The sequence below is a fragment of the Acinetobacter sp. AL9 genome, assembly GCF_041464035.1.
Classification (GTDB): domain Bacteria; phylum Pseudomonadota; class Gammaproteobacteria; order Pseudomonadales; family Moraxellaceae; genus Acinetobacter; species Acinetobacter towneri.
Genome location: NZ_JAYFSK010000009.1, coordinates 38,333 through 50,780, shown reverse-complemented (window position 1 = coordinate 50,780; position 12,448 = coordinate 38,333). Strand labels below are relative to the sequence as shown.

At 43.4% G+C, this 12,448-nt stretch carries 8 protein-coding genes; 1 reads left to right on the top strand and 7 read right to left on the bottom strand.

What is annotated here, in order from left to right:
• Window positions 1–55: 55 nt before the first annotated feature.
• From ACEO2X_RS03595 to ACEO2X_RS03565, 7 genes are all read right to left on the bottom strand, one after another.
• A complete protein-coding gene (locus ACEO2X_RS03595) occupies window positions 56–916 on the bottom strand; it encodes an alpha/beta fold hydrolase (RefSeq protein WP_004976044.1) in 861 nt (286 codons plus the stop codon).
• Between the two features lie 279 nt (window positions 917–1,195).
• Window positions 1,196–2,467, bottom strand: coding sequence for an OprD family outer membrane porin (locus tag ACEO2X_RS03590; RefSeq protein WP_371971091.1), 1,272 nt, complete (start codon window positions 2,465–2,467; stop codon window positions 1,196–1,198).
• A gap of 426 nt (window positions 2,468–2,893) precedes the next feature.
• Complete coding sequence (dmpG, locus tag ACEO2X_RS03585; protein ID WP_004976038.1) at window positions 2,894–3,913, bottom strand: 4-hydroxy-2-oxovalerate aldolase; 1,020 nt, start codon at window positions 3,911–3,913, stop codon at window positions 2,894–2,896.
• A gap of 11 nt (window positions 3,914–3,924) precedes the next feature.
• On the bottom strand, window positions 3,925–4,821 hold the full coding sequence (locus ACEO2X_RS03580) for an acetaldehyde dehydrogenase (acetylating) (RefSeq protein WP_178866053.1): 897 nt from the start codon (window positions 4,819–4,821) through the stop codon (window positions 3,925–3,927).
• Between the two features lie 25 nt (window positions 4,822–4,846).
• Window positions 4,847–5,644 carry a 2-keto-4-pentenoate hydratase gene (locus ACEO2X_RS03575; RefSeq protein ID WP_004976036.1) on the bottom strand — a complete coding sequence of 266 codons (798 nt, stop codon included), beginning with the start codon at window positions 5,642–5,644 and terminating at the stop codon, window positions 4,847–4,849.
• A gap of 429 nt (window positions 5,645–6,073) precedes the next feature.
• Window positions 6,074–6,742: an HAD-IA family hydrolase gene (locus ACEO2X_RS03570; protein ID WP_178318627.1), complete on the bottom strand. Its 669-nt coding sequence runs from the start codon at window positions 6,740–6,742 to the stop codon at window positions 6,074–6,076.
• 353 nt (window positions 6,743–7,095) lie between these two features.
• A complete protein-coding gene (locus tag ACEO2X_RS03565) occupies window positions 7,096–8,058 on the bottom strand; it encodes an RluA family pseudouridine synthase (RefSeq protein ID WP_178318628.1) in 963 nt (320 codons plus the stop codon).
• A 761-nt stretch (window positions 8,059–8,819) separates the two neighbouring features.
• Between ACEO2X_RS03565 and ACEO2X_RS03560 the strand changes: the two genes are divergently transcribed.
• Window positions 8,820–12,251: an Rne/Rng family ribonuclease gene (locus ACEO2X_RS03560; protein WP_371971090.1), complete on the top strand. Its 3,432-nt coding sequence runs from the start codon at window positions 8,820–8,822 to the stop codon at window positions 12,249–12,251.
• The last annotated feature ends 197 nt before the right edge of the window (window positions 12,252–12,448 follow it).

The window sequence follows — 12,448 nt, the reverse complement described above, 5'->3', positions numbered from 1 at the left end:
TAAAACATCCATAAAAAAGGATGGCAAATTGCCATCCTTTTTTACCTCACTGCGCTTAATTTACGCCACGTGCAGTTAAGTAGTTTTTAATCACAGTGTTAAATTCTTCCGCTTTTTCAACCTGTGACCAGTGACCACATTGGCTGAAAATGTGTGCATCGGCATGTGGCACAATATTTAAAATATCCCATGTACGCGATACTGGAATCACCACATCTTGTGTACCGTGAATCAGCAATACAGGCACAGTGATGTCTTTCATTTTGTCAAAGTCGAGTGGGAACTCGAAACGGTCACGGTCACGCGCGCCCACAACATCCATTAAACGGTCTGAAGCATAGTCATTTTTTGCAGAAGCAAAACGGACTTTGACCAACTCATCTGTAATCAAGTCTTTATTTACCACGAACATTGAAAGCGTCTTTTTAATGCCTTCTTCAGTCAATACAGGATTTGCATGCGCTTTGAGGGCTGCAGTCTGTTTTGCACCGCCTGTACCCATCGAGATAATACCAAGAACACGCTCTGGGTAGTCCAATGCCAACTGGAATGCCAACCAGCCACCCAACGAGTTACCCACCAACCAAGTTTTTTCAATGCCTAAGGCATCTAAAGTACGCACAGCATGATCGACCCATGCACGGATGCCATATTGTGTTCCCGGTGCAACCACAGTTTGACCATAGCCAATGGTATCAATGGCGATACAACGTGCTTGCTCACCAATTTGTGGCAAGTTTAACCACCAGTTTGCAGCAGCCGATACGCCTGTACCTGAACCGTGTAAAAATAGAATAGGTGTACCTTCACCCACTTCGTGATAATGCGTTAATTCGCCTTCTGCTGTTTCAATCCATTTATCTTCTAAGCCAAAGAATGGATCTGTTGTATAGTCAGGGATTTGAACAGTGCTCATATATACTCCTCGTACAGTCTTTAGCTTGCGTTTGGCTCTAGGTATAGAATTTGACGTCAAGTGGACTCATTCAACATTACTTTTTACAGGCTTATATTACCTGTTCACACAGCATCAACTGATACAAATTTACGATCACAACCCATAAAAAAACGATTAAACAACTCTTTGAATTTTATAACTTTAATAAAATAAAAGTCTTAACTTCTATAAGGTATTTATTCAGTAAATATTAAAAAAAGAGCGACTATAAAAAGCCGCTCTGATTTTTATCTCGGTTTAGAATTTATAAGTGTAAGTCGTGGCGATACGGTGTTCTTCTAAGTCATTCGCAAAGTTAAAGTTGGTATCGATGAACATGTACTGAAAACCAAGTCCTTTAAGTTTACCTTCAGGCACAACATAATTTACGATTACATTCGTTTCGTTTTCTTTACCTTCTGGCTTGCCTGCGCCCAGATCGATATTGTCACCGCGGAAATGACGTACTGTCGCTGTTAAACCAGGAACACCCACATCAGCAAAATTATAGGTATAACCCAAACTCCAAGAACGCTCATCTTTACGAATGAAGCTCGCCACAGACCAGTTGTCTAAGTAAGGCTGCGGCACCCACCCGCCCAAGGTCGGGAACATTGGGGCTTTTGTACCGTGCTCACCAAACATTTGTTGATAACCTAACTGTACAGTGTGCATCCCATTGTTGATTTTTGCACCCGCAGACACGGCCTGGCTGTCAATATTGCCATACAGCTTGTCACCCGATTCGCTGTTGTCAAAATAGCGTACATGGGTATCCAGCTTAGTTTTTTCAGCCAAAGTCGTTTTATAGTTTGCAGCGACATAATGTTGTTGATAGATGTTGGTTACATCCGCATACCAATAACTTCCACCTACTTTAGGGGTAAATTGATGATCTACTCCCACAAGATACATGCCATCGTCTGTGCTTAATTTATTCGCTTCAGCAGCAGAAAAATTATTTTGAGGGAACAACGTAAAATCTTGGTATTGGTTATCATAACGTGCATTAATACCGTCTAAATAAGCCAAAGTTAATTTAGTATCTTTTAAATCCTTTGATTCTAACCATGCACCGCTATAAGTCGTTAACAATTGACGCGATGGGTCAAAAAACACCACAGGTGACATTGGTAATAAGTCACCTACTTTTAATTCAGTTTCAGAAAATTTAACTTTTAGAGTTGCACCGACCTTACCAAAATGATCTTTTGACTCTTTACCATCATGCGGCAAAACCCAGTCTGCATTTTTATCACGACCATTGAGTTTTACTGCGTGTTGAACCAGAAGATCAGCACCCACCTGAATTACGCCTAAATCGTGATAACCCGATTTAGCATCCAAGGTGACTGCTTGTGACCATGAACCAAAGTTCCCCGCAGGGTTGTCTTTAATTTGACGATCTAAATAAAAATTCTTAAATTTAAGTTGAACATTGCTGTCGTCAATAAAATCTGCCTGAGTTGCAGTTGTCCCTAAAGTTGCTGTCGCAGCAAAAAGTGCTATCCATAAATTGTGACGATGCATGCGTTTTTCCTATTCATCCAATAAGCGAATCTGGGCATCATGCAAAACTCTTGTCATGAAAAAAATCCGACCACAGTATTAAGCTTTTCTACAAATTCAGCACTTTCTGTATCGAGCAGCTTTTTTCCAAGTTTTTTAATTCTTTTTAACGATAAAAAATTAAGCTCAAAATCCTCACTAAATGAATTTTTATTTGAATTCACTGCTTAATTTAGGTGAAAAACGCTGTTATTTTTTGCATCATGTGAAGGATTAATCTTTTTTAACTTTAAACCCATGTGTTAGCGTTATTTTCTATAAACCCAACTTATAAGAAAAACATTTTAATCAGCACAAAATTCAGCACGTTTTACATCTTTCACAGCATAAAAAAGCACCCCAAACGCATTTGGAGTGCTTAATTCAAGCCTGCTTTATATTAAAAACTTAGGCTTGCATTTCACGTGCTTTAGACATAGTCAATGCCAAGTCTTCAATCATATCTTCCTGACCGCCCACCGTACCGCGACGACCAAGCTCAAGTAGAATTTCACGCGCAGATACTCCATATTTTGCTTCGGCACGTTTTGCGAACAATAGGAACGATGAGTAAACACCTGCATAACCTAAAGTTGCTGCATCACGGTCTGCACGAATTTGATGCGTCATCATTGGAATGATCAAGTCTTCAGCAATATCCTGCACTTTAAACAAGTCCACACCTGTTTCCATTTGCATACGGTTTGCGACCGCTACAAACAATTCAAGTGGTGTATTACCTGCGCCTGCACCTAAACCAGCCGAAGCCAAGTCAACACGGGTTGCACCTGCGGTCACAGCCGATACAGAGTTCGCAACGCCCATGCCCAAGTTATGGTGACCATGGAAACCAATTTCGATGTCTGAGCCGAGGTTGGCACGTAAAATACCTACGCGATCAGTCACATCTTGAGGCAACATATAGCCTGCAGAATCTGTTACATAGATACAGTTTGCACCGTAAGACACCATTTTTTGTGCTTCTTCGAGCAATTTTTCAGGAGAAGCCATGTGCGCCATCATCAAGAAGCCCACAGTATCCATACCCAGTTTACGTGCTGCAGTAATGTGCTGTTCAGAAACGTCTGCTTCAGTCGAATGTGTCGCCACACGAATGGTTGCCACACCTACATCATGCGCCATTTTCAGATGATCAACTGTTCCAATACCTGGCAATAACAGTGCAGAAACTTTTGCCTGTTTCAGGTTTGGAATCACTGCTTTCAGATATTCTTCATCAGTAGCGGCTGCAAAACCATAGTTCACAGAGTTACCACCTAAGCCATCACCGTGTGTGACTTCAATTAAAGGCACACCTGCATCATCCAAAGCAGTGGCAATCGCAACCATTTGCTCTGGTGTGGTTTGATGGCGCATTGGGTGCATACCATCACGTAAAGTCATATCATTAATAATAATCTTAGACATTTTGGTATTCCTTAAGCTTCAGCAGTTTTGAAAACGTGTTCTGCAAACATTTCTGCAGTACGTGCAGCCGCTGCAGTCATAATGTCTAGGTTACCTGCGTATTTAGGCAAGTAATCACCCAAACCTTCAACTTCCAAGAAAATTGAAACACGGTTGCCATCAAAAACAGGGCCGTTTACAAGTTTGTAACCTGGTACATATTTTTGCACTTCTTTAATCATGGCATGCACAGATTCTGTAATCGCTGCCTGATCTGGCTCACCTTCTACCAAGCAGTGAACGGTATCACGCATCATTAAAGGTGGCTCAGCTGGGTTAATGATGATGATGGCTTTACCTTGTTTTGCACCGCCAACTTCTTCAATCGCGCCTGCAGTGGTACGGGTAAATTCATCAATGTTTTTACGTGTACCCGGCCCCACAGATTTAGTCGATACCGTTGCAATAATTTCACCGTATTCCACAGGTTGAACACGAGAAACTGCAGCCACCATAGGAATTGTTGCCTGACCACCACAAGTCACCATGTTGACGTTTGGCACTTCGCCCGCTTGTAGCAACGCTTCAAGGTTCACTGGTGGTACGCAGAATGGGCCAATTGCTGCAGGCGTTAAGTCAATCATCAACACGCCAAGTTCATTCAGTTTGCGACTGTTTTCTGCATGCACATAAGCGGAAGTTGCATCAAAAGCAATTTTAATGTCATCTTCAAGTACGTGAGGAAGAAGACCATCTACACCGTCACTTGTGGTTTTTAAACCCATTTTTGCCGCACGAGCTAGACCTTCAGATGTTGGGTCAATTCCCACCATCCACACAGGCTCTAACCATTCACTGCGTTGTAATTTATAAAGCAAATCTGTACCAATATTACCTGGACCAATCATTGCACATTTAATCTTTTTCATGCATGTACTCTCTTAGAATCTCGATTTATTCCGCAGCAAACGCAGCTGTCACTGAACCAAAGCCTTCAATTTCGACTTTAAATTCTTCACCTGGCTGTGCAACAACCATAGGACCTAAAGCACCAGTTAAGATGATGTCGCCTTTTAACAATGGACGACCACGGCGCACCATTTCATCGGCTAACCACACGGCAGCGTTTAATGGATTTGCTAAACAAGCTTTACCCACGCCTTGAGAAACTACTTCTTCACCACGGGTCATCACCATTTTGCAGTTCACCAAATCCAGATTTTCTAGCTTGACTGGTTTTGAACCTAGAACGAATGCAGCAGAAGATGCGTTATCGGCCACGGTATCAATCAAACTAATTTTCCAGTTTTCAATACGGCTATCGACCACTTCAATGGCAGGCAAGGCATATTCAGTCGCGCTGATAATATCCGCATACGTGTGTTTTTCTTTGGTTAGATCTTGGTTAATCACCAATGCAATTTCTGCTTCTACTTTTGGCTGAATCAGCAAACCTGCAGGAATCGCTTCACCATCACCATAAGCCATATCGGCAAACAACATGCCAAAGTCAGGCTGATCTACACCCAGTTGTGCTTGAACCACTTTAGAGGTCAAACCAATTTTACGCCCCACCAAACGACGACCTTCTTTTAAGGCACGTTCGGTATTCACTTCTTGAACGGCATAGGCAATATCTACGTCAGCACTTTCACCACCAAGTTCTGGGCGGATTGGCGCAATCGCAGTTTGAGAGAGTTCGGCAGTACGTAATGCTTGCGCAACTGATTCAACAACAGCAGAATTCGACATCAATGTTTCCTTAAACTGCAAAAATTGGGCATATACCCCGAGATGTTGGAAAGGTAATAATAGAAAATAGGGATGATGACCCCGATCTTGTCCATTCTCAGGACAAGCTATCCAGCTCAGAGGTATGTAAACTGATTAAGAATCGGAAAAATGGCGGGTTTATGCCAATACTTATTTTCTTTTTTTCAATAGCTATTAGCTATTAATCTATTTTTATAAAAAGCAAGCAAAACAGTTGTCTGTAGGCTATGACATTATTTTCCGAGTCATTGACTCGGCAATTCGCAGCAATCTTAAAATGTCTTAATCCTAACTTTAGACTAAAAGCTAAGCCTTTTTATGACGCTCCCAAAAGTACATAAAAAAAGAGCAACCTGAAATTTTTCAAGTTACTCTAATTTCAAATTCATCTAAATTGTTTTACTGGGTTTAACTCGCCTGACGTAAACGATATTGCTGCACTAAAAAATCATGCAAACTCGGCACATCATCTGCAATGGTTAAAGGCTGATAACGCTGCAACACCTCTACACTATGCACGCCATAACTCACGCCTACACGCGGCATGGCAATGTTTTGTGCCATTTCCAAATCGTAAGAAGTATCACCCACCATAATCGCTTGCTCGACCTGCACATCGGTACTGCTCAAAATTTCCTGCAACATTAAAGGATCAGGTTTAGATTTGGTTTCACTTGCAGCACGTGTCGCCACAAACAAATCCTGACTTTTGGTTTGCGCCAACACTCGGTCTAAACCTTTACGGCTTTTGCCTGTTGCCACTGCCAATTTCAGTCCCAAACCTGACAACTCATCGAGCATATCTGCCACACCCTCAAACCAAGCATCGGTTTTTGAGTGTTCGACATAGTGTTCTGAATAGCACTGCAAAATCGCTTGATGCAGCTCTGGCACTTCAGGAAATAAACGCTGTGCCACTTCAGGCAAACCCAAACCAATAATACTTTTAGCCGCAGCATCGGTCAGGGGTTGCTGAAATTGTTGTGCTGCGAACTGCAAACTCGCCACAATTTGACCGACGGAATTAAATAAGGTGCCATCCCAATCAAAAATGATGAGTTCTACAGGTTTATTCATATTAGGTTCCTAAATTTGATTCGGCTTTTAAATTCCCTCGCTTTACCTTAACTCAAAAGGATAAACGACCAAGAATCAGCACATATATCACAACAAATATTCGATACGCGAAGGGCGACATGGATGTCGCCGTTTCGCTGTGGCACAGAGATGTTCCATCAGCGAAACAAAAGTTTTTTGTTACTTTTCATCTTTGAAAAGTAAGGCATAGCCTATACACCAAAAATTTAAATTAAAAACTATAAAATGTGGCTGTGAATTACCCCTAAAAACCTCATCTCCTTGTTGCGAAACAATGTTCCTCATCTTTAAAAAGAAGCAAGCTGCTATCGCACAACAGAGAGTTACAAAAATTAAAACTCAGGTGGCGCCGTCGGCTTATCCGCCTTTTGCGCTCTCAACTGCGCCACCAAACTCTGCATATCTTCAGGTAAAGGCGCTTCAATCACAGGATAGCCTGGAATTTCCAAACGCATGGCATGTAAGCACAAACGACGTGGCGCAGGACCCCGATATTCAGTTTGATGACCATATTTATCATCACCTACTAGCGGATGCCCAATACTTAAACCATGCACACGAATTTGATGGGTACGTCCAGACAATGGCGAAGCATATACCAAGCTTGCATGCATAAAACGCTCAGCCACATTCCACTGGGTTTTAGACTCTTTACCTTCTTTAGATACACGTACACGACGTTCGCCATTCGCCAATTCATAACGATGCAACGGCGCATCAATCAATTGTTGATCCAAACTCACCTGCCCTTTGACAATCGCAGCATAAGTTTTTTGGATTTTATGTTCGCGCAATAAATCTTGCAGGGTTTTTAAGGTACTGCGTTTTTTGGAAATCATCACCAAGCCTGAAGTATCACGGTCAATACGGTGAATCAATTCCAAATATTTTTTACCTGTCGCAGCACGTAAGCCTTCAATCAACCCGTAGGCAACGCCACTGCCGCCATGGACTGCAATGCCCGAAGGTTTATTCACCACCATCAAGCCTTCATCTTCATAAATCACACGGCTCAATAAACCCTGTGCCACCTTGTCTGAAATTGGAGCAGCACTGTCGTCTTTTTGTTCATAGCGAATCGGCGCCACACGAATTTGATCGCCAATATTCAGTTTGGTTTCTGCTTTAATGCGCTTTTTATTGACCCGCACCTGCCCTTCACGAATCAAACGATAGATGCGACTTTTAGGCACCCCTTTTAAACGACTAAACAAAAAATTATCGATGCGTTGACCCGCTTGATGCTCATCCACTTCAAACCAAGTGACACTTTGCCATTGTTGGGTAGAATTCATACAGTTAAGAGACCTAATAAAATACTAAAATTGATTAAAAACTGATCATTTAGGCTATGCTTTACACAAGAAACATAAGCTTAGCCCATAGGCAGATGATGCAAGGTTTGATATAGTCAGCGCACGGAAACCATCGTCAGTGGGTTCACGTTGAATCTTTTCAGTTTTTTCTGAAATAGAGCAATCAACCAACATCCCACTACATACGAGCAGGTCCCAAAAGAATTATGCCGACGCCGAAGGCTTATTATATCGGCAAAAAAGCAAACTGTTGCGTTTAATTGTACCTCAGGTACATAAATCAGTTTGCCTGAAAAAATATGTCGCCAACTCTAGTTGGTTTTTAAACGTAAACTGATACACATCAGATTAGTCGCACCCTGAAAACCACTTCAGGCTAAAGCGTTTGATGTATTGGATCTGCACAATTTGTAAAGATACGACGATAATTCCGTATCAAGACACTCTATCTATGAAAGAAGAGATGATCTTCGAGCAATGTGACAGTGAAAGTTACACACATCCAATACACCGCTCGTCCGCCAGTGAAGCGATCAGGTGACTTTATCCGTTTAAAGGTTAAAGCCGTATTGCCATCATCAATACGTGAATCATACACCGCAGCCCCACACAAAAAGGCCGGTAAAAAAACTCAGACCACAATTGGTTTTTTTGAGATCTGAGCAGTTGATCCGTGATGCTTGATGTTCGCTACGTGTCTAGCGATTTTTTGCTGTGTATCACTATTAGGTGTTACACCCATGAAACGTATGTTGATTAATGCAACACATGCCGAAGAAATTCGCGTTGCACTTGTCACTGGTCAGCGTCTTTACGATTTCGATTTAGAAAATCGTACCCGTGAACAAAAAAAATCGAATATCTACAAAGGTCATGTGACCCGTGTAGAACCTTCTTTAGAAGCCGTATTTGTTGAATACGGTGCAGGTCGCCAAGGCTTCCTGTCGATGCGTGAAATCGCAAACTCTTATTACAAAGCCGACCCTCGCCAAACTTCTAATATTCGTGAACTGATCACTGAAGGCACTGAGCTTTTGGTACAGGTAGAAAAAGAAGAACGTGGCAACAAAGGTGCTGCGCTCTCTACCTTCATTTCTTTGGCTGGTCGTTATTTAGTGCTTATGCCAAATAACCCGAAAGGTGGCGGTATCAGTCGTCAAATTTCAGGTTCTGTGCGTGAAGAACTCAAAGAAATGTTGGCATCTTTAAACGTGCCACGCGGCATGAGCGTGATTGTACGTACTGCGGGCATTGGTCGTTCACAAGAAGAATTACAGCTTGATTTACAACACTTGCTTGACCTTTGGGCGCAAATTCAAAACACCGCAAGCTCTGGCCCATCGCCAATGTTGGTACACCAAGAAGCAGGTGTGGTGACACGTGCGATTCGTGACTACTTACGTGATGATGTTGCCGAAATTTTAATTGACTCAGAACAAGCTTATAACGAAGCCTATAACTTCGTAAAAGCCGTGATGCCACGTCAGTTAGACAAGCTAAAAACCTATACTTTAAATGAGCCGCTATTCGCGCATTTTGGTATCGAAAGCCAAATTCAAACAGCTTATGAGCGTGAAGTTAAATTGCCTTCAGGCGGCTCAATTGTCATTGACCAAACTGAAGCATTAGTTTCAATTGACATCAACTCGGCTAAGTCTACCCGTGGTCAAGATGTTGAAGATACTGCGCTTAATACCAACCTTGAAGCTGCCGAAGAAATTGCGCGTCAATTGCGTTTACGCGACATCGGTGGTTTGGTGGTCATCGACTTTATCGACATGTCCAAAGATCGCAACCAACGTATGGTTGAAGCCAAACTTCGTGAAGCGACACAAAGTGACCGCGCACGTATTCAATTTGGTCAATTATCACGTTTTGGTTTAATGGAAATGAGCCGTCAGCGCTTACGTCCATCACTTGAAGAAGCGACTGGTTACGTTTGCCCACGCTGTCACGGTACAGGCATGGTACGTGACCTACGCTCTCTTTCACTTTCAATTATGCGTAAAGTGGAAGAAATTGCCCTGCGTGAACGTCATGGTGAAGTTCAAGTCGAAGTACCTGTTGAAATTGCAGCATTCTTACTGAATGAAAAACGTCACAGTCTGGTTTACCTTGAGCAAACTTCAAATGTGCGTGTGACTGTATTACCTCACCCACACTTAGAAACCCCGCATTACGAAATTTCGTATAATCCTGAAGGCTTTGCACCAACCAGCTATGAACGTACTGAAGCAACTCGTTCAAGCGAAAAAGAGTTGGGTTATGAATCTTCTGAATGGCATTTAGAAGAAGCCGATCAATCGCACAGCCACGCTGCTGCACCTGCGGCAGAAAAAACTTCTGCAAGAAAACCACAAGCAGCACAGCAAAATAAAGCATCTGCACAACAGCAGCTTGCACCTGCGGCAGCCACAACAGCTGCAAGCCCATGTGCATGGTTAGAAAACCTGTTTGTTCAAAAGCAAGCCAGCACTATTGATCAAGCACGTAGTGCCAACAATGCGGCGGCAGCCATTGAGCAAATGGTAAATAGCGGTGCCGTGAGCCGTGGTCAGTTTGGTCAAATTGCAACTGCATCTGCTGCCCCTGCTGCAAGCAGTCAAAATGTATACCTTGCACCATCGACAGTGGCACAAAAAACTGAACGTGACTCTGCAGAGAAATCTGCTGAACGTGAAGACAAACCAGCTCCGCGTCACAACAACAAAAAGCCGCGTCATAGCAACAACAATAACAACAAGCACAAAGAGCAACGTGAGCCACAAACTCAGCACGACAATCAACAACATCAAGTGCATGAAGAAGTGGTTCAGATGTCGCGTCAGGAGCAACGTCAGGAAGCGCGTGAAAACAAACGCAATTCTCGTCGTCAGCACAGCAATGACCAAGCACCGCAGCAGCAAGAAGCTCAAAATAACAATGAGCAGCAAAATGCCGTGCCACGTCGTGACCGTCGTAACCAGCCTCGTCCAGAACGCCCAAATCGTCACCGCGACCCAAGCGTATTGAATGAGCAAGCACCTACCGCAGTGGCTTCTAATCAGCCGAAAGTGGACTTAATTGATGCACCGCGTCAAGAGTTCAACACGACGGCTTTGGTGGTGAATGTCGATCAGGCTCAAACTGAAATTGTGGCATTGAATGCTGCGCCATTAGCGGCTGAACCAGTCACAGCAGTAGAAGCAACTGTGCCTGAAACGGTTGCTGAACCAACTCAAGCTGTTGCTGCGGTAGAAGCTGCTCCAGTTGTTGCAGAAGAAACAGCTGCACCTGCGGAAGTACAAGCACAACCGACTGCGCCTGCAAAACGTGCCAGCAACGATCCGCGTCAGCGTCGTCGTCAGCAACGTGAAGCTCAAGCACAGCAAGCAGCTGCACCAAAGTTAACGCCTTCACAGGTGCCAACTTTAGCGCAATACAGCATTGGTAGTCTGATTCGCCACGTCTATGGTGAAGATTGCTCAGTCCTGATTGAACAGTTTGGTTTAATTCCAACGTTCAATCGTGCTTTGCAAAAGTTCACCGATGAATATGCGGCAACGCTTGCAACAGCTGCGCCTGTGGCAGAGAAAAAACCTGTCACACGTGATGTGGAAGTTGCCAAAGCTGCTCCTGAAGCTGAGCCTGCACCTGTGTTAGACCTAACACCACCAAAACCAGTGTCAGATAAGCGTGTTGCCAACGATCCGCGTGAGCGTCGTCGTTTAGCCAAACAAGCTGCTGAGCAAGCATTGGAACAAGCCAAGCAAGCACAGGCAGTAGAAAAAGCTGAAGCGGAAAGCACACCTGCAGCAGAGCCAACGACTGAAGTTGTGGCAGCTACAGAAGGATCTGTAGAAGCAAGTTCTACGGTAGAAACGTCTGCAACAGTAAGCACTGAAGTCGAAGCAACTACAGAAGTAAACCCTGAAGCAGTGGCTACAACTGAAGCTACTCAGCCTGAGTTGAACGCGCAAGACGACCTTGCACAAGCTGTCACTGAAACTGCAGCAGCGCAAGAAGAAACTGCCGTTGAAGTGGTCGCACCTGTACAAGCGGAATTAGCAGTAGATGACCCAGTCGAAACTGCTGAATCTGAACAGGACAAAGCAGAGAAAGAGAAAACTGCGCGTCCGCGTCGTCCACGTGGCCGTCCACCTAAAAAAGTAACTCCGCCAACTGAGTCGTAATTCGCACTTTTGCAGCGGAATAAAAAAATCCAGTCATTTTAATGGCTAGATTTTTTTTGCTACTTTAGAGCCAACGCGGTGCTGACTTAAATTTAAGCGAGCTAATTTGAACTTAGGTGTTTTTGATTTTTAACAGCTTTTCTAAAAACACCTAACAAAGCTGAAAAATTAGGTTGATTGCACTAGGACTTAGGGAT